This is a genomic window from Streptomyces sp. NPDC034103 (assembly GCF_055575395.1).
Window position 1 is genome coordinate 595,198 of record NZ_JBVISS010000001.1, and the last position, 17,759, is coordinate 612,956.

The window sequence follows — 17,759 nt, forward strand, 5'->3', positions numbered from 1 at the left end:
GATCAGATCCGGTAACCGGAGCCGGGCACGGTGACGATGACGGGCGGCTCGCCCAGCTTGCGGCGCAGGGTCATGACGGTCACCCGGACGACGTTGGTGAACGGGTCGGTGTTCTCGTCCCAGGCCTTCTCCAGGAGCTGTTCCGCGGAGACGACCGCGCCCTCGGAGCGCATCAGCACCTCCAGGACGGCGAACTCCTTCGGCGCGAGCTGCACCTCCTTGCCGTCGCGGAAGACCTCGCGGCGGTTCGGGTCGAGCTTGATGCCGGCGCGCTCCAGGACGGGCGGCAGCGGCACGCTGGTACGGCGGCCGAGGGCACGCACGCGTGCCGTCAGCTCGCTGAACGCGAAGGGCTTGGGCAGATAGTCGTCGGCGCCGATCTCCAGGCCCTCGACACGGTCGCTGACGTCGCCCGAGGCGGTGAGCATCAGCACGCGCGTGGGCATGCCGAGTTCGACGATCTTGCGGCAGACGTCGTCGCCGTGGACCAGCGGGAGGTCGCGGTCGAGAACGACCACGTCGTAGTCGTTGACGCCGATGCGCTCCAGGGCGGCCGCTCCGTCGTACACGACGTCGACGGCCATGGCCTCCCGGCGCAGTCCGGTGGCCACCGCATCGGCGAGCAGCTGCTCGTCCTCGACGACGAGTACGCGCACGTCGCTAGTCCTTCCTGTGTCCACCCGCGTAGCGCTCTGTGCGGGCACGCGGGTGGGGGTCCTGGTGAGTGTTGGCCTCCATCCTGCCCTTTTCGGTCATAAGTCGGCTGTAAGTCGATGAAGGGCCGTCTGAAGCGCAGGGGTGGGGCCGGGTGAAGGGCAGGTGTGAAGCCGGGAAATGCCAGATTTTCTCCTCCGGTTGAGGTTTCCGTGGAAGAGAGCGGGGGGAGGACGGCTTTACACCCCGCGATCACGCTCTGCATGTGCCGCAGCACCATGCGGTCCACCGCAATCCGCTTTCCGCAGAGCGGGGCGTGGGTGTCCGGCGCCGTCGCCGCCCAGCAGGGCAGCGCTGGGCATCTGCATCGAGGCGTGATCGCCCCTTCCGAACGGCACACCCCCGTGCCACCGACCCACCGACCAGGACGAGGGGGCGCAGCATGGACGCATTCACCGCAGGACTTCTGCAGCGCATAAGGGCGACCGAGACGGACCTGACGCGGGCTCGCAACGAGGGCGACGACTTCCTCGTCGAGGTGGAACAGGGCGAGCTCGACGACCTGCGCCGCCTCGCCGCCGAACACGGTGTGGAGGTCGGCGCGTAGCGTCTGATCGTCAGTGCGCACGACAGCGGGCCCCGGTGAATCCAGCACCGGGGCCCGCTCGCGTGTGCGACGGCCATCGCCTCTCGGGTGGCCGGTCAGTCGTGCCAGGCGCCGAAGTCCTCCAGAAGGCGCTGGAGGGGCTCGAAGGTGCCCGGGGTACCCGCGACCGCCAGATCCCGTGCGGGGCGCTCTCCGGGGCGGCCACCGGTCAGGGCGCCCGCCTCCCGCGCGATCAGGTCACCCGCCGCCAGGTCCCAGGCGTTCAGACCGCGCTCGTAGTAGCCGTCCAGCCGGCCCGCCGCCACGTCGCACAGGTCCACGGCGGCCGATCCGCCGCGGCGGATGTCGCGCAGGAGGGGGATCAGCTTCCGGGCGACCTCGGCCTGGTGGGCGCGGACCTCCTGGACGTAGTTGAAGCCCGTCGAGACCAGGGCCTGGTCCAGGGGCGGGGCGGGCCGGCAGGCCAGCCTGCGTTCCCCCTCCCACGCGCCCGTGGCCCAGGCGCCCTCGCCCTTCACCGCGTGGTAGGTCTCGCCGCGCATCGGAGCGGCCACGACTCCGACGACGGCTTCGCCGTCCTGCTCGGCGGCGATGGAGACGGCCCAAGTAGGCAGTCCGTACAGGTAGTTGACCGTGCCGTCGAGCGGGTCGATCACCCAGCGGACACCGCTCGTGCCCTCGCTGGATGCGCCCTCCTCGCCGAGGAAGCCGTCGTCGGGGCGGTGGGTGGAGATCAGGTCGGTGATCAGCTTCTCCGCCGCGATGTCCATCTCGGTGACCACGTCGATGGGGCTCGACTTGGTGGCGGCCACCGCCAGGTCCACCGGGCGGCCGTCCCGCAGGAGGTCGCCGGCCTTGCGGGCGGCCTCCTGGGCGAGCCGCAGCAGTTCGGTGTGCAGGGGGGAGGTGGGAGAGGTGGGGGAGGTGGGGGAGGTCACTGAACTCCTCACGCGTAGGGGCTGTCGACGCCCGCGGCGGCGGGGCGGGGGGCACGGGCCGGGCAGCAGCCGACCGGGCAGAGGTTGTGGCTCGCGCCGAGCGCGCCCAAGGCGCACGGGGTGACCTCCTGGCCCCGCTCGACCGCGGCACGCTCCAGGATGAGGTCGCGGACGGCCGCCGCGAACCGCGGGTCGGCGCCCACGGTGGCCGAGCGGCGCATCGGCAGGCCGAGCTCCTCCGCCTTCGCCCTGGCCTCGGTGTCGAGGTCGTAGAGGACCTCCATGTGGTCGGAGACGAAGCCGATGGGCGCGATCACGACCGCGGGGGCGCCCGACGCGTGGCGCTCCTCCAGGTGGTCGCAGATGTCGGGCTCCAGCCACGGGATGTGCGGGGCGCCCGAACGGGACTGGTAGACCAGCTGCCAGGGGTGGTCCACGCCGGTGCGCTCGCGGACGGCGTCGGCGATCAGCCGCGCGACCTCCAGGTGCTGCCTGACGTACGCGCCGCCGTCGCCGTGGTCCTCCACCGGCCCGGAGGTGTCCGCCGAGGCGTTCGGGATCGAGTGGGTGGAGAAGGCGATGTGGGCGCCGTCGCGGACGTCCTCGGGGAGGTCGGCGAGGGACTGGAGCACGCCCTCGATCATGGGCTCCAGGAAGCCCTCGTGGTTGAAGTAGTGCCGCAGCTTGTCGATCCTCGGCAGCTCGACACCCTCGGCCTGGAGCGCCGCGAGCGAGTCCGCGAGGTTCTCGCGGTACTGGCGGCAGCCCGAGTACGAGGCGTACGCGCTCGTGGCGAGGACCAGGATGCGGCGACGGCCGTCGGCGACCATCTCGCGCAGGGTGTCCGTGAGGTACGGGGCCCAGTTGCGGTTGCCCCAGTAGACGGGCAGGTCCAGGCCGTGATCGGCGAAGTCCTTGCGCAGGGCGTCCAGCAGGGCGCGGTTCTGGTCGTTGATGGGGCTGACCCCGCCGAAGAGGAAGTAGTGCTGCCCGACCTCCTTGAGGCGTTCCTTGGGGATGCCGCGCCCTCGCGTCACGTTCTCCAGGAACGGAACCACGTCGTCCGGGCCCTCGGGGCCGCCGAAGGAGAGCAGGAGCAGGGCGTCGTAGGGGCTGGCGTCGCGCGCGTCTCGCATGGGTCGATCCTGTCATCCGGTACTGACAGCCGGAGAACGGCGGGATCCGGGACCGAGTTCCGGATCTCGCCCACCGGGTGCGTTAGGGTCACCTAACTCGTAAGCTGTATCCGCCGCATTCACGCCTTACTGGACTGTCGGCGCCCCCGTCGATCCCGTCCAGACCGGAGACCGCCGTGCCGAGTCCCTACCTCGCCCTGTTCGCCGCCCCCGGCAGCAAGCGTTTCTCCGCCGCGGGGTTCCTCGGCCGGATGCCCCTGTCGATGATGGGCATCGGCGTGGTGACCATGGTGTCCCAGCTGACCGGACGGTACGGTCTGGCCGGGGCGCTGTCGGCCACCATGGCGCTGGCGGCCGCGGTGGCGGGGCCGCAGGTCTCCCGCCTGGTCGACCGGCACGGACAGCGGCGGGTGCTGCGCCCGGTGACGCTGATCGCGCTGGTCGCGGCGGCCGGACTGCTGTTCGCCGCGCACTACGGGTGGCCGGACTGGACGCTGTACGTGTTCAGCGCGGGCATCGGGTGCGTGCCGAGCATCGGCGCGATGATCCGCGCGCGGTGGGCGGCGCTGTACACCGGAACGCCCCAGCTGCACACCGCGTACTCGTTCGAGTCGGTGATCGACGAGGTCTGCTTCATCTTCGGGCCGATCATCTCGATCGGGCTGTCCACGGCCTGGTTCCCGGAGGCGGGCCCGCTGCTCGCCGCCTGCTTCCTGGCGGTCGGTGTCTTCTGGCTGACGGGCCAGCGCGCCACGGAGCCCGCCCCGCACCCGCGCACGGGCCAGGACGACGGCGGCAGTGCGCTGCGCTCCGCCGGGCTCCAGGTCCTCGTGGCCACCTTCGTTGCGACCGGCGCCATCTTCGGGGCCGTCGACGTGGTCACCGTGGCCTTCGCCGACGAACAGGGCCACAAGGGCGCCGCGAGCATCGTGCTCGCCCTGTACGCGGCCGGTTCCTGCGCGGCCGGGCTCGTCTTCGGGCTGCTGCACTTCAAGGGGGCGCCCGAACCTCGCTGGCTGCTGGGCATCTGTGCGATGGCCGTGAGTATGATCCCCCTCCTACTGGTCGGGAACTTGCCGTTTCTGGCCGCGGCGCTGTTCGTAGCGGGCCTGGCCATCGCTCCCACGATGATCACCACGATGTCCCTGATCGAGCAGCACGTACCACGTGCGCAGCTGACCGAGGGCATGACCTGGATCAGTACTGGGCTCGCGGTCGGGGTCGCGCTCGGCTCCTCCGTGGCCGGGTGGGTCATCGACGCGGCCGGGGCGCGCGCGGGGTACGGGGTTCCGGCGGTGGCCGGGGCCGTCGCGGTCGCGGTCGGTTTCCTGGGGTACCGCCGGCTCAAACGGCCGGTTCCGCGTCGGGGAGGCACCGTTGAGCACCACAGCGAGCGGGAAGAACGGCACGTGGCGTAACTGGGGCGGGAACGTGTCCGCGCGGCCCGCGCGGGAGGTGACTCCGGCCTCGGTCGAGGAGCTCGCGGAGGCCGTGCGCAGGGCGGCCGAGGACGGGCTGAAGGTGAAGGCCGTCGGTACCGGACACTCGTTCACCTCGATCGCCGCGACCGACGGCGTGTTGATCCGCCCTCAACTGCTGACCGGTATCCGTGACATCAACCGCGATGCCATGACGGTCACGGTGGAGGCGGGCACCCCGCTCAAGAGGCTCAACCTGGCGCTCGCGCGCGAGGGCCTGTCGCTCACGAACATGGGCGACATCATGGAGCAGACCGTCTCCGGGGCCACCAGCACCGGCACGCACGGCACCGGCCGTGAGTCGGGCTCGATCGCCGCCCAGATCAGGGGCCTGGAGCTGGTGACGGCCGACGGATCGGTGCTCAGCTGCTCCGAGAAGGAGAACCCCGAGGTCTTCGCGGCCGCGCGGATCGGCCTGGGTGCCCTCGGCGTCGTCACCGCGATCACCTTCGCCGTGGAGCCGGTCTTCCTGCTCACCGCGCGCGAGGAGCCGATGCCCTTCGACAAGGTCCTCGCCGATTTCGACGAACTGTGGGCCGAGAACGAGCACTTCGAGTTCTACTGGTTCCCGCACACCGGCAGCACCACCACCAAGCGCAACAACCGCAGCGCGGGCCCGGAGCAGCCGGTACCGCAGTGGAGGGGCTGGATCGAGGACGAGTTCCTCTCCAACGGTGTCTTCCAGGTCGCCCAGTGGGTCGGCCGCGCGGTGCCCGCGACGATTCCCACGATCGCCCAGGTCTCCAGCAAGGCCCTGTCCTCGCGGACCTACACGGACATCCCCTACAAGGTCTTCACGTCGCCCCGCCGGGTGCGCTTCGTGGAGATGGAGTACGCCGTCCCGCGCGAGGCGGTCGTCGAGACGCTGCGCGAACTGCGGACCATGGTCGACCGTTCCGGCCTCAGGGTCAGCTTCCCGGTCGAGGTGCGCACCGCGCCGGCCGACGACATCACCCTGTCCACGGCATCGGGACGCGACAGCGCGTACATCGCCGTCCACATGGTCAAGGGCACGCCGTACCACGCGTACTTCACCGCCGCCGAGCGCATCTTCACCGCGCACGAGGGCCGGCCGCACTGGGGCAAGCTGCACACGCGCGACGCCGAGTACTTCGCCGGGGTCTACCCCCGCTTCGGCGAGTTCACCGCGCTCCGGGACCGTCTCGATCCTGATCGCCGGTTCCAGAACGACTACTTGCGCCGGGTGTTGGGGTCGTAGCGTCGAACAGCTCCGGGTGGGGTCGGCGTGGCTGTCGCCCGAGGGGTTCGGTGTCGGTGTCGCGCTGGGCGTCATGACACGCGAAGTGGGCGTGATCCTCACCGGACTTGGAGCCCGGCTTCGAACCCGGCCTCGCGGTCGAGGAGTTCTCGCCGGTCACGGCACCGCCGACCACAGCGCCCTGACCACCGCTGCCCCCGCCACCTGAGGGGTGTTCAAGTCCAGCCACTTTTCCCTGATATCGGGCTTTTCATGCATACCGGCGCCCACCCTCCCCTTCCCTCCGTCGGCCAACCAACTGCGCAGGAAAGGGACATACGCACGAAACCGGCAGTTCCATTTCTGGCGATTCCGTGAAGTACGCCACTTTCAAGATCCATGAGCAGACGCCGCAGGCCGCCAAATCCCGCCCGTTGCCAGAACTTGGGCGGCGCGCCAATCCACGCACGTGGTCCAAATGGAGTACTGTTGCGAGCCCTGGGTCAGGTCTCCCGCCAGGGCGTCCGTGGCCTTCAAGGACCGCCTGGAGGGGGCTAGTTGCACAGGGTGACGGAGTTGGTCACTTAGCGTTGCGAATAGGTAACCGTGCCATAACGGCGATCCAGGGCCCGTGCCCGACACGCCGGGCAACTCGGCAAGGTTGTGGCAGGCTGCACCCGGGCAGGCCACACTCGACTAGCGGAAGCAGCGACGCACGTGACGTCGGCAGGCACCACCCGGGAGGTCCCCATGCCCGAACTGCGTGTCGTGGCCGTCTCCAATGACGGCACACGGCTGGTGCTGAAGGCTGCGGACAGCACGGAGTACACGCTTCCGATTGACGAGCGTCTGCGCGCCGCCGTACGCGGCGACCGTCCCCGCCTCGGCCAGATCGAGATCGAGGTGGAGAGCCATCTCCGCCCCCGCGACATTCAGGCACGTATACGCGCCGGCGCGACGGCCGAAGAGGTCGCGCAGATGGCCGGCATCCCCGTCGACCGCGTCCGCCGCTTCGAGGGCCCCGTCCTCGCCGAGCGCGCGTTCATGGCCGAGCGGGCCCGCAAGACCCCCGTCCGCCGCCCCGGTGAGAACGCCGGACCCCAGCTCGGCGAGGCCGTCCAGGAGCGACTGCTGCTGCGCGGCGCCGAGAAGGACACCGTGCAGTGGGACTCGTGGCGCCGTGACGACGGCACCTGGGAAGTGCTGCTGGTCTACTGCGTCGCGGGTGAGCCGCACTCGGCGAGCTGGACGTACGACCCGCCCCGGCGGCTCGTCCAGGCCGTCGACGAGGAGGCCCGCTCGCTGATCGGCGAGTCCGAGGACCTCGGCGCGCCCGAGCCCAGCTTTCCGTTCGTGCCCCGGATCGCCCGGCTGCCGCGCGACCGCCCGCTGGACCGTGCCCTCGACCGCGAGCGGCCGAGCCTGCCCGCGCCGCCGCCCGAACCGGCCGACGAGAGCGCGACCGCGAGTGCGAGCGAGCGCGACTCGCTGACCAGCCTGCTGGAGGCGGTCCCGAGCTTCCGCGGCGACCTGGTCGTTCCCGAACGCCCCTCCGAGGCCCCGGCCGCCATCGAGGAGCCCCCGGTCGACGAACCCGTCGAGGAGGAGCCCCCCGCCCCGGCGGCGTCGGCCGGCTCGGCCTACGCGGACGTCCTCATGCCCCGCTCGGTCGGCAGCCACCGCGACCGGCTCATCGGCTCCACCGACCGCCAGGCCGAGGCCGACGGCGTCCGCCCCGGCCGCCGCGCGGCCGTCCCGAGCTGGGACGAGATCGTGTTCGGGACACGGCGCAAGAAGCAGGAGTAGCCGACCGGTCGGCCGTCCGACGTCCCCGGGGGGCCCGCGCCACGACGGTGCGGGCCCCCGGGTCTCATCGTCGTGCGGGGCTACTGCGGATCCGGGCCCACGGCGACCGGCCGGGACGGATCCGAGGACCACTCCGACCAGGACCCCACGTACAGGGCCGCCGGGATCCCCGCGACCGCCAGGGCCAGCACCTCGTGCGCGCCGGAGACACCCGAACCGCAGTACACGCCGACCGCCGTGCCGTCGGTGGCCCCGAGGGCCTTGAAGCGGGCGTGGAGCTGCTCCGCGGGCAGGAAGCGCCCGTCCGCCGCCACGTTCTCGTTCGTCGGCGCGGACACGGCGCCCGGGATGTGCCCGCCCACGCGGTCGATCGGCTCGACCTCACCGCGGTACCGCTCCCCCGCCCGGGCGTCCAACAGCACGCCCGAACGGGCCAGTGCCGCCGCCGCGTCCGCGTCGAGCAGTCCGGCGGCTCCCGGGACCGGTTCGAAGTCGCCCTCGGCGAGCGCCGGGCCGGGCAGCGACGACCGCAGGGGGCCGTTCCAGGCCGGCAACCCGCCGTCGAGGACCCGCACGTCCGGGTGACCCGTCCAGCGCAGCAACCACCACGCGCGGGCGGCCGCCCAGCCCTGTCCCCCGTCGTACACGACCACCGGCCTCGAGGCCGACACGCCCGCCCGGCGCATCGCGGCGCCGAACTCCCCGACATCGGGCAGCGGATGCCGTCCGCGCGCACCCGCGGCGGAGGCGAGTTCCCTGTCCAGGTCCACGAAGACCGCGCCCGGGAGGTGCCCGGCCGCATACGCGGCGCGGCCGTCGAAAGGCGGCTCACCGGTCGCCTTGGCCATGCTCAACTGCCAGCGGACGTCGAGCAGTACAGGCGGGTTCTCGCCCGCCAGTTCGCTCGCGAGTTCGGATGCGGAGATGATGGCGTTCATGGCCACCATCCTTGCGCACCGGGTGGCCGCGTCGTCCATGTCCGGCTACTCTGCTCCGCCGGGCAGGCCCGATCACCAGGCGTACGGGATCGGGCACATGCTGTACAGCCGATCGACACCCGTGGGCCATCACGCGGAAACGGACGGGACGTCACACACCGGTCATTCTGCGGACATGGGCCCCCGCGCGGCGGCGCGCCCGGAGCGCGCCGTGCCACGGGTGGTGCGAGCATCGGCACGGGGTTCCGGAGCGCGGTGGTGACACGGCTGCCGCGAGGGTCGAGGAGAGAGTGACGATGACCGGCGAGACGCACACTCCGCACGCGCCCGGCACGCCCTGCTGGGTGAGCCTGATGGCGCACGGGCTGCCCACGACCCAGGACTTCTACGGTGAGCTGTTCGGTTGGGAATTCCAACCCGGTCCCAAACAGCTCGGCCCCTATGTCCGGGCGCTGCTGGACGGCGAGGAGGTCGCCGGAATCGGCCAACTTCCCCCGGACCGCCATCTCCCGGTCGCCTGGACGCCGTACCTCGCCTCGGACGACGTGGACCTGACGGCGGAGACGGTACGGCTGTGCGGTGGCACCATCGGGGTCGGGCCGCTGGACGCCGAGGACGCGGGCCGCCTGGCCATCGGGTCGGACCCCTCCGGCGCGGTCTTCGGCATCTGGCAGGCGGGCGTGCACCGCGGCACGGGCATCTCCGGGGTCCCGGGCACCCCGGCCTGGCACGAGCTGATGACCTTCGAGACGGTCGGTGTCACCAAGTTCTACGAGACGGTCTTCGGCTACGAGGAGGAACCGGTGGCCTCCGCCGACCTCGACTACGTCACCCTCCACGTCGCCGGCCACCCGGTCGCCGGCATCCACGGCGTCGGCAACGACCTCCCCCGCGACCGCGGCCCCCACTGGATGACCTACTTCGAGGTCTCCGACACGGACGCCACCCTCGCCCAGGTCTCCGACCTCGGCGGCCACATCCTCAGACCGGCCCATGACAGCCCCCACGGCCGCGTGGGAACGGTGGCGGACCCGGAGGGCGCGCGGTTCTCGGTGGTGGAGGGGCCGCGCTGAGGCTCGGGACCGGCGGACGACCGCGCGATGAGCCGCTCCCGCCGCACCTGGAGGGCGTCACCGTGAGGCCCTGACCCCGTCTGCGGCTACATCGTCGCGACCGGCAGCACGTCCGGGGACAGGGCCGCCGCTCGGGCCGTGGCCGCGGTCATGCGGCGGCGGTGGTGGCGGCGGCACAGGACCTCGTAGCCGATGGCCTCGGCCTGGTTGACGTCGCCGACGACGACCTGGGCGCCTTCCACGACCATCTCGCCCCCCACCGTGCGGGCGTTGTGGGTGGCGCGGGCGCCGCACCAGCACAGCGCCTCGACCTGCAACACCTCTACGCGGTCGGCCAGTTCCACCAGGCGCTGCGAGCCGGGGAACAGCTTGGAGCGGAAGTCGGTCGTGATGCCGAAGGCGTACACGTCGAGGCCCAGGTCGTCGACGACGCGGGCGAGTTGGTCGATCTGCTCGGGGGCCAGGAACTGGGCCTCGTCGGCGATGACATAATCCGCGCGGCCGCCCTGGGAGAGGTGGTCGACCAAATACGCGTACAGGTCCTGGCCGTCCTCCACCTCCACCGCGTCCGTGACCAGACCGAGGCGTGACGACAACTTGCCCTCGCCCGCGCGGTCGTCCCGGGTGAAGATCATGCCCTGGAGACCGCGCGCGGAGCGGTTGTGCTCGATCTGGAGAGCCAGGGTGGACTTCCCGCAGTCCATGGTTCCGGAGAAGAACACCAGCTCGGGCATGGGGGGTTGAGCACCTTTCGGCAAGAGACAAGGACAGGCGGAGGCTTCAGGAGCGTACTTCGAGCAGCGGCACCAGCTGCTCCGCGGGGGTCATCGAACCGTGGTTGCCGACCATCGCCGACTCCTTCGGCTCCCGCTCGGACGCGATGATCAGGACGTCGTCCCGAGCCGCCGCGAGCACGTCGCCCAGGCGTCCGTACACCCGGTCGTCGACCTGGGGGCCGAACCAGCCCGCCGCGATCGCCTCGTCCCGCGAGGCCACCCAGAACTGCTCGCCGAGCACCTCGCGCCAGCAGGTCAGCACGTCGTTCGCGGCGCCGGGGACGGCGTAGACATGCCGCGCGCGGCCCTCGCCGCCCAGCAGGGCGACCCCGGCACGCAGCTCCCAGTCCTCGTCGAAGTCGATGCGGTGCTGCTCGTCGAAGGGGATGTCGACCATGCCGTGGTCGGCGGTGACGTAGAGCGCGCTGCGCGGCGGCAGCTGCTCCGCCAGGCGCTGCACGAGGCGGTCCACGTACATCAGCTGGCCGCGCCAGTTGTCGGAGTCGACGCCGAAGCGGTGCCCCGCGCCGTCGAGTTCCGCGTAGTACGTGTAGACCAGCGCGCGGTCGGCGGCGGCCAGTTGCTCCGCGGCGAGGTCCATGCGGTCCTCGCCCGCGAGCCGCCCGTGGAACGTGCCGCCGCTCAACGCGACCTTGGTCAGCGGGGTGTTCTCGAACGTCGGCGAGGAGACCTGCGCCGCGTGCACTCCCGCGTCGTGGGCGAGCTGGAAGATCGTGGGGTACGGCTGCCACGCGCGCGGCGAGGTCCAGGGCTGCCAGCGCAGCTGGTTCATCAGCTCGCCGGTGCCGGGGTCGCGCACGGTGTAGCCGGGCAGTCCGTGCGCGCCCGGCGGCAGGCCGGTGCCGACGGAGGCGAGGGAGGTCGCGGTGGTCGCCGGGTAGCCGGCGGTCAACGGGCGGCCGGTGCCGCCGCGCGAGCTGTCGACCAGGGACGCGAGGAAGGGCGCTTCCTCGGGGTGCGCCCGCAGCTGCTCCCAGCCGAGGCCGTCGATCAGGAAGACGCAGGCCCGGTCGGCGGGCGCCAGCTCGGTGATCGTCGCGGTCGCGCCGGGTACGCCCATGCCCGCGGCCAGCGTGGGCAGGAGGTCGGCGAGGGAGCCGCTGCCGTACTGGGGCCGCGGCGCGGACTCGACGGCGAGGGGTTCCGGGTGGGGGTCCCAGGTGGCGGGCTGGATCATCAGCGGGTGGTGTCCGCGGTCGCCTCGGAGAGGGACTGCGCGAAGGCGAGTGCCTGGCGCACCGTCTCCGGGCCGTCGCCGGCCTCGCTGACGCGGAGGCTGAGGTCGTCGGCGGTGGAGTTGCCCGTGTAGCCGTGGTCGGCCTCGCAGTTGGGGTCGCCGCAGGCGGCCGGCTCCAGATCGATCCGGGAGACGGCGCCCCAGCCGATGGTCAGCACGACCTCACGGGGCAGGGTGCCCGGCTGGTACTGCTCCGGGTTGGCGACGACCCGGCTGAGCACCACGGAGGAGATCCGGTCCAGCTTGACCGACTCGGTGGAGGTGGTGGCGTACGGCGTCGGGGACGTGCCGTCCGCGGCCTGCTCGTCGGTGTGGCTGACGATGAAACGGTTGCCGGTGAGGACGAGCACGGTCACGTGCCGCCGCACCTCGTTCTGGTCGAACGTCGTCTCCTGGTGGACCAGGTACGACCGGATGGGCTCGCCGCCCACGGCGGCCTCCACCGCCTCGGCCACGAGGGCCGGGTAGTAGCCGCTGCGTTCGATCGCCGCTCGCAGCCCCTGGGTCGTCGTACTGGTCTTGGCCATGGTCCCCATCCTACGGGGGAGCACTGACTGCGAGGCACCGCTCAGGGTGTTCTCAGTACGCGGGCAGCGTCCGCGGGCCGAGGTCGTCGCGGGCGGGCGGGGGCGCGAGCCGTACGGAGGCGCCGAGGACGCTCAGGCCGTGCGGGGCGACGACGACGGGCTCCAGGGTGACCGCCACGACCTCGGGGTGGTCGTCGACGAGGCGGGAGACCCGCAGCAGCAGCTCCTCCAGGGCCGCCGTGTCGACCGGCGCCGATCCTCTCCAGCCGAACAGCAGCGGTGCCGTCCGGATCGACCGGACCAACGAGGTCGCCTCCCGGTCGGTGACCGGGATCAGCCGGTGCGCGACGTCGTCGAGCAGCTGCGAGGCGGCCCCGGCGAGCCCGAAGGAGAGCACGGCGCCGGCCGCGGGGTCGATGACGGCCCGTACGACGGTGTCCACGCCGCGGGGCGCCATGCGCTGCACGACCGGGCGCAGCTCCTCCGGCGTCCCGAACAGCTCGGTCAACTCGGCGTAGGCGCGTCGCAGTTGTTCCTCGTCCGCGAGATCCAGCCGGACGCCGCCCAGGTCGGCGCGGTGCCTGAGGTGCGGGGCGGTGGCCTTGAGGGCGACGGGACAGCCGAGGGTGCGGGCGGCCCGGGCGGCCGCGTCGGGGGTGGGCGCCGGGAGGGCGCGGTGGACCTGGATGCCGTAGGTGCCGAGGAGTTCGCAGGTCTCCTCGGTGCCGAGGGTGAGTCCCTGGCCGCGCGCGAGGAGGCTGTCGATCAGGCGGGCGGCGCCCTTCTGGTCGATGGCCGCGTCGATGGACTCGGGCACCTTGCCGGGCTCGGCGGCCTCGCGGCGCCACTGGGCGTACCTCACGGCTTCGCCGAGGGCGCGGACGGCGCGCTCGGCGGCGGGGTAGGCGGGGATGAGGCGGGAGCGGTTGCGGGGGGTCTCCTCGGGGGGCTTGGCGGCGAGGCGGTCCAGGGCCCGGAAGGGGTGGGAGGCGCCCGGCGTCGCGGCCTGCGGTGCCGTGCTGGCCGCGGCGGACAGCGCCTCCGCGAGTCCGCCCAGCTCGACATGGACCACCAGCACCGGCTTGCCCGGTACCTGCCCGGCGGCCGACCGCAGCGCCTCGGCGAGCGCAGCGTCCCCGGCGGACCCCTCCCCCACGGCGGGTATCGCGGTCACGACGACCGCGTCGCAGGTGTCGTCGGCGAGCGCGCGCGACAGGGCGGTGTGGAAGTCCGCGGGCGAGGCGGCCGTGGTCAGGTCCAGCGGGGGCAGCGGCCTGAGGCCCTCGGAGAGGCAGGCGTCGTACGTCAGCAGGCCCAGGGACTCGGAGTTGCCGAGGATCGCCACGCGCGGGCCGCCCGGGAGGGGCTGCCGGGCGAGCAGCAGCCCGGTGTCGACGAGCTCGGTGATGGTGTTCACCCGGATCACGCCGGCCTGCCTGAGCAGCGCGGACACCGTCGAGTGCGGGAGCCGCGTGGCCCGTACGGCATGCCCTTGCGGGGCGGAGCCGGCGCCCTGGACGACGACCAGGGGCTTGGCGGCGGCGGTGCGGCGGGCGAGGCGGGTGAACTTGCGGGGGTTGCCGATGGACTCCAGGTACATCAGGACGACGTCGGTGTGCGGGTCGTCGTACCAGTACTGCAGGACGTCGTTGCCGGAGACGTCCGCGCGGTTGCCGGAGGAGACGAAGGTGGAGACGCCGGTGACTCCGGTGACGCCGCCGCCGCGCCGGTGCAGCCGGGACAGCAGGGCGATGCCGATGGCGCCGGACTGGGCGAACAGGCCGATGCGGCCGGGGCGGGGCCGCTCGTTGGCCAGGGAGGCGTTCAGCCGTACGTCCGGGTGGGTGTTGATGATCCCGAAGGCGTTGGGGCCGATGATCCGCATGCCGTACGCGCGTGCGTGCCGGACGAGTTCGCGCTGGCGCTCGCGTCCTTCGGGGCCGCTCTCGGCGTACCCGGCGGAGATCACCACAAGGCCCTGCACACCGTGCTCGCCGCACTCGGTGACGACCTGGGGGACGTGCTCGGCGGGCACCGCCACCACCGCGAGGTCGACCGGGCCGTCGATGTCGCGCACCGAACGGTACGCGGGCACCCCGTCGAGCTCCTTGTCGGTGAAGGCCTTGTTCACGGCGTGGAGGCGGCCGGTGAAGCCGGCGTCCCGGATGTTGTCGAGCAGGCCGCGGCCGACCCCGCCGGGGGCACGGCCGACGCCGATCACGGCGACCGAGCCGGGCGCCAGCAGCCGCTGCACGGACCGCGCCTCGGCGCGCTGCTCGCGCGCGTACTGCACGGCGAGGGAGCGGTCGGTGGGTTCCAGGTCGAACTCCAGGCGGACGACGCCGTCCTCGAAGCTGCGCTTCTGGGTGTACCCGGCGTCCGTGAACACCTTGATCATCTTGCTGTTGGCGGGCAGCACCTCGGCGGCGAACCGGCGGATGCCGCGCTCGCGGGCGACGGCGCCGATGTGTTCGAGGAGGGCGGAGGCGACGCCGCGGCCCTGGTGGGCGTCCTGGACGAGGAAGGCGACCTCGGCCTCGTCGGCGGGTGCGGACGCGGGCGTTCCATCGGTGGCGATGCGGTCGTAGCGTACGGTGGCGATGAACTCGCCTCCGACCGTGGCGGCGAGTCCCACCCGGTCCACAAAGTCGTGGTGCGTGAAGCGGTGGACGTCCTTGGCGGACAGGCGAGGGTACGGCGCGAAGAAGCGGTAGTACTTCGACTCGTCGGAGACCTGCTCGTAGAAGCTGACCAGGCGCTCGGCGTCATCAACGGTGATGGGGCGGACGCGCGCGGTGCCGCCGTCGCGCAGCACCACGTCGGCTTCCCAGTGCGCGGGGTACTCGTGCCGGTCCGGCGAGCTCTGCATGGGCCCCAGGTTACGGCTCGCGTACGACAACGGCGCGAGGCAGTCTGTGGAGAACGCGGCAGGATCGCGAGAGGGACGGACGTCGGGCCGAGGCCGCGGTCCGACGACTCACCCCGGACGGGACGAAGGTCCGCTCCGGAGACGCTTCACGTTGTGGGAAACTGGTCTAGACAACCCTGAACACCGAAGGGCAGCATCACATGGCTGAGCGCCGCGTCAACGTCGGCTGGGCCGAGGGCCTCCACGCCCGCCCCGCTTCCATCTTCGTCCGGGCCGCCACGGCCTCCGGCATCCCCGTGACGATCGCCAAGGCCGACGGCAACCCCGTCAACGCGGCCTCCATGCTGGCGGTTCTGGGCCTCGGCGCCCAGGGCGGCGAGGAGATCGTGCTCGCCTCCGACGCCGAGGGCGCGGACGCCGCCCTCGACCGGCTGGCGAAGCTGGTCTCGGAGGGTCTCGAGGAACTCCCCGAGACCGTCTGATCACGGCATGACCGAAGGGCTCGTCCGAATTATCGGACGGGCCCTTTCTTTTCTCCGCACGCACTCGGTGAATTCACGTGCGCAGGCAGCATAAATAGGCCCCCGTGAATTACTGCCCCTTTGTATACGGCCCTCTTGTTAATGCCGCAGGCTCGGCGTGTTTACGGGATGTTGCGAGTTCCTCACACGCTCGGGCCGGTCTCCCGCGGAGCCGAACCTGAGGCGGTGGGCGGCCGTCGAACGCTCCGTGTGCAGCGCGGTGACCGCACGCGCGCGTTCCCCGTCCCCGCGGCCCACCGCGTCGACGATCGCGCCGTGCTCCGCCCAGGACTCGACGGGGTCGGCCGGCGCGTCCACCGCGTACATCCAGGAGATCTTGTGGCGCAACTGGGTCAGCACCGAGGCCAGCGCCGGGCTGCCGGAGGCCTGGGCGAGCGTCTCGTGGAACCAGCCGCCCAGGGACCGCAGGTCATCGCTGTTGCCCCGCCTGGCCCGCTCCTGCCCCAGCCTGACCAGGCCACGCAGCACCTTCAGATGCGCCTCGGTGCGCCGCTGGGCGGCCCGCGAGGCGCCGAGCGGCTCCAGGAGCATCCGCATCTCCAGCAGGTCGGCCGCCTCCTGCTCGGTCGGTTCGGCCACGCACGCGCCCGCGTGCCGCCGGGTCACCACGAACCCCTCGGCCTCCAGCGTGCGCAGGGCCTCCCGGACGGGGACGCGGGAGACGCCGTAGCGGCGCGCGAGGAGTTCCTCGGTGAGCCGGCTGCCGCGCTCGTAGACACCGGCGACGATGTCGTCCCTGATCGCGGTGCATACCGAGTGCGCCGGAATACGCATGACCGACCTCCGCTTTAATCCCCGTGAAACGTCGACGATTGACGTGTGTTCAGTGACTCTATTGCAAAGAGCGGGAATTTCCGATGGCGGGCCGGAATCCATGGATATTTTTTGGACAGCGGCGCGGCGGAAACGACGAAACCCCGGCCGGTGGGCCGGGGTTCCGAAGAGGTCTCGCGTCCGTCGTCAGACGTTCACACCGTGCGAACGGAGGTAGGCGACGGGGTCGATGTCCGAGCCGTACTCCGCCGTCATGCGGGCCTCGAAGTGCAGGTGCGGCCCCGTGACGTTGCCGGTCGCGCCGGACAGGCCTATCTGCTGGCCCGGGGTGACCGTCTGGCCCACCGAGACGCCGATGGACGACAGGTGGCCGTACTGGGTGTACGTGCCGTCGTGCATCTTGATCACGACGTTGTTGCCGTAGGACCCGCCCCAGCCGGCCTCGACGACCGTGCCGGAGCCGACCGCGACCACGGAGGTGCCGCTGGCGGCGTGGAAGTCCACGCCGGTGTGGCTGCCGGAGGACCACACCGCGCCGCCGGCCTTGTAGCCGGTGGAGATGTAGGAGCCGGCGATCGGGCTGACGAAGGTGTTCAGGCGCTTGCGTTCGGCGGCCGCGCGGGCGGCGCGCTCCTTGGCCTCGCGCTCCTTCTTGGCCTTGGCGGCGGCCTGCCGGCGTGCCTCCTCCTCGGCCTTCTGCTGGGCGGCCTCGACGGCTGCCTGCTCCTGGGCCTCGGCCTGGGCGTCGATCTGGGCGGCGACCGAGTCGCCGAGGGTGATGACCGGGGTGAGTCCGGTCTGCTCGGCCGCGGGCTCCGCGGCGAGGGCCGGGGCGGCGAGGGTGCCGATGACACCGGTCGTGGTGAGGGCCGCGATCCCCGCCGCGTGGGCGGTGGTGCGCTTCATCCTGCTGGGACGACGGTGCTTCCCGGTGGCGCGCGTGAACGCCATGTAGTGGCTGGTCCTTTCCTTCCCTCTCGCCTACCGGGTTAGCTGACGGGTTCGGAGCAGGAAGGTCTCCTACGGACCCCCTCGCGGCACGCGCGGGCGTCCGATTCACCCCAGGGACTACGGATGGGTCCCCGGCTCCCCTGGCTCGCGCCGTACGGGGACTCGGCGATGGCTGTCCGGTGCCGCGGGCGCGGCGCAGTGCCTGACGGACAGCCGGGAAGACGCTAAACGGGG

Annotated in this window: 16 protein-coding genes and 1 riboswitch; of the genes, 6 read left to right on the forward strand and 10 right to left on the reverse strand. The window is 72.0% G+C overall.

Features of this window, described 5'->3' with window-relative positions; all coding sequences use genetic code 11:
* Positions 1 to 2 precede the first annotated feature (2 nt).
* The gene (locus ACZ56U_RS02610; protein WP_007385219.1) at positions 3 to 656 is read right to left on the reverse strand and encodes a response regulator transcription factor; all 654 of its coding nucleotides are present in this window, start codon (positions 654 to 656) and stop codon (positions 3 to 5) included.
* A gap of 440 nt (positions 657 to 1,096) precedes the next feature.
* Between ACZ56U_RS02610 and ACZ56U_RS02615 the strand changes: the two genes are divergently transcribed.
* On the forward strand, positions 1,097 to 1,261 hold the full coding sequence (locus tag ACZ56U_RS02615; protein WP_330263955.1) for a hypothetical protein: 165 nt from the start codon (positions 1,097 to 1,099) through the stop codon (positions 1,259 to 1,261).
* Positions 1,262 to 1,356: 95 nt separating this feature from the next.
* Here ACZ56U_RS02615 and ACZ56U_RS02620 read toward each other — a convergent pair whose 3' ends face one another.
* Both ACZ56U_RS02620 and ACZ56U_RS02625 read right to left on the reverse strand, forming a co-directional pair.
* Positions 1,357 to 2,199 carry an inositol monophosphatase family protein gene (locus ACZ56U_RS02620; protein WP_469082187.1) on the reverse strand — a complete coding sequence of 281 codons (843 nt, stop codon included), beginning with the start codon at positions 2,197 to 2,199 and terminating at the stop codon, positions 1,357 to 1,359.
* An 8-nt stretch (positions 2,200 to 2,207) separates the two neighbouring features.
* Complete coding sequence (locus ACZ56U_RS02625) at positions 2,208 to 3,335, reverse strand: ferrochelatase (RefSeq protein ID WP_469082188.1); 1,128 nt, start codon at positions 3,333 to 3,335, stop codon at positions 2,208 to 2,210.
* A 176-nt stretch (positions 3,336 to 3,511) separates the two neighbouring features.
* Here ACZ56U_RS02625 and ACZ56U_RS02630 point away from each other — a divergent pair, with 176 nt between their 5' ends.
* From ACZ56U_RS02630 to sepH, 3 genes are all read left to right on the forward strand, one after another.
* A complete protein-coding gene (locus ACZ56U_RS02630) occupies positions 3,512 to 4,753 on the forward strand; it encodes an MFS transporter (protein ID WP_469082189.1) in 1,242 nt (413 codons plus the stop codon).
* On the forward strand, positions 4,713 to 6,032 hold the full coding sequence (locus ACZ56U_RS02635) for a D-arabinono-1,4-lactone oxidase (protein WP_469082190.1): 1,320 nt from the start codon (positions 4,713 to 4,715) through the stop codon (positions 6,030 to 6,032). Before ACZ56U_RS02630 ends, ACZ56U_RS02635 begins: the two co-directional genes overlap by 41 nt.
* A 729-nt stretch (positions 6,033 to 6,761) precedes the next feature.
* The gene (gene sepH, locus ACZ56U_RS02640; RefSeq protein ID WP_469082191.1) at positions 6,762 to 7,817 is read left to right on the forward strand and encodes a septation protein SepH; all 1,056 of its coding nucleotides are present in this window, start codon (positions 6,762 to 6,764) and stop codon (positions 7,815 to 7,817) included.
* Between the two features lie 80 nt (positions 7,818 to 7,897).
* Here sepH and ACZ56U_RS02645 read toward each other — a convergent pair whose 3' ends face one another.
* Entirely contained in the window at positions 7,898 to 8,755 is an 858-nt protein-coding gene (locus ACZ56U_RS02645; protein ID WP_469082192.1) for a sulfurtransferase, read from the reverse strand.
* Positions 8,756 to 9,051: 296 nt separating this feature from the next.
* On the opposite strand from ACZ56U_RS02645, the gene ACZ56U_RS02650 reads away from it, so the two are divergent.
* Positions 9,052 to 9,828 (forward strand): VOC family protein, encoded by a 777-nt coding sequence (locus tag ACZ56U_RS02650; protein ID WP_469082193.1) that lies wholly within the window; start codon positions 9,052 to 9,054, stop codon positions 9,826 to 9,828.
* Between the two features lie 86 nt (positions 9,829 to 9,914).
* On the opposite strand, the gene ACZ56U_RS02655 is transcribed toward ACZ56U_RS02650, so the two are convergent.
* Genes ACZ56U_RS02655 through ACZ56U_RS02670 form a run of 4 tightly spaced genes read right to left on the reverse strand, consistent with a single transcriptional unit; the run spans position 9,915 to position 15,258 of the window.
* On the reverse strand, positions 9,915 to 10,562 hold the full coding sequence (locus tag ACZ56U_RS02655) for a thymidine kinase (RefSeq protein ID WP_391233715.1): 648 nt from the start codon (positions 10,560 to 10,562) through the stop codon (positions 9,915 to 9,917).
* Positions 10,563 to 10,608: 46 nt separating this feature from the next.
* Positions 10,609 to 11,802: an alkaline phosphatase family protein gene (locus tag ACZ56U_RS02660; RefSeq protein WP_469082194.1), complete on the reverse strand. Its 1,194-nt coding sequence runs from the start codon at positions 11,800 to 11,802 to the stop codon at positions 10,609 to 10,611.
* Positions 11,802 to 12,398, reverse strand: coding sequence for a DUF5998 family protein (locus tag ACZ56U_RS02665; RefSeq protein WP_469082195.1), 597 nt, complete (start codon positions 12,396 to 12,398; stop codon positions 11,802 to 11,804). The genes ACZ56U_RS02660 and ACZ56U_RS02665 overlap by 1 nt, the downstream gene beginning before the upstream one ends.
* 43 nt (positions 12,399 to 12,441) lie before the next feature.
* The gene (locus ACZ56U_RS02670; RefSeq protein ID WP_469082196.1) at positions 12,442 to 15,258 is read right to left on the reverse strand and encodes a bifunctional acetate--CoA ligase family protein/GNAT family N-acetyltransferase; all 2,817 of its coding nucleotides are present in this window, start codon (positions 15,256 to 15,258) and stop codon (positions 12,442 to 12,444) included.
* 200 nt (positions 15,259 to 15,458) lie between these two features.
* Between ACZ56U_RS02670 and ACZ56U_RS02675 the strand changes: the two genes are divergently transcribed.
* On the forward strand, positions 15,459 to 15,740 hold the full coding sequence (locus tag ACZ56U_RS02675; RefSeq protein ID WP_079309245.1) for an HPr family phosphocarrier protein: 282 nt from the start codon (positions 15,459 to 15,461) through the stop codon (positions 15,738 to 15,740).
* A 138-nt stretch (positions 15,741 to 15,878) separates the two neighbouring features.
* Here ACZ56U_RS02675 and ACZ56U_RS02680 read toward each other — a convergent pair whose 3' ends face one another.
* Positions 15,879 to 16,574 (reverse strand): GntR family transcriptional regulator, encoded by a 696-nt coding sequence (locus ACZ56U_RS02680; protein ID WP_469082197.1) that lies wholly within the window; start codon positions 16,572 to 16,574, stop codon positions 15,879 to 15,881.
* A gap of 186 nt (positions 16,575 to 16,760) precedes the next feature.
* The gene (locus tag ACZ56U_RS02685; RefSeq protein WP_469082198.1) at positions 16,761 to 17,525 is read right to left on the reverse strand and encodes a M23 family metallopeptidase; all 765 of its coding nucleotides are present in this window, start codon (positions 17,523 to 17,525) and stop codon (positions 16,761 to 16,763) included.
* Between the two features lie 12 nt (positions 17,526 to 17,537).
* A riboswitch (cyclic di-AMP (ydaO/yuaA leader) is annotated at positions 17,538 to 17,703 on the reverse strand.
* Positions 17,704 to 17,759 lie beyond the last annotated feature (56 nt).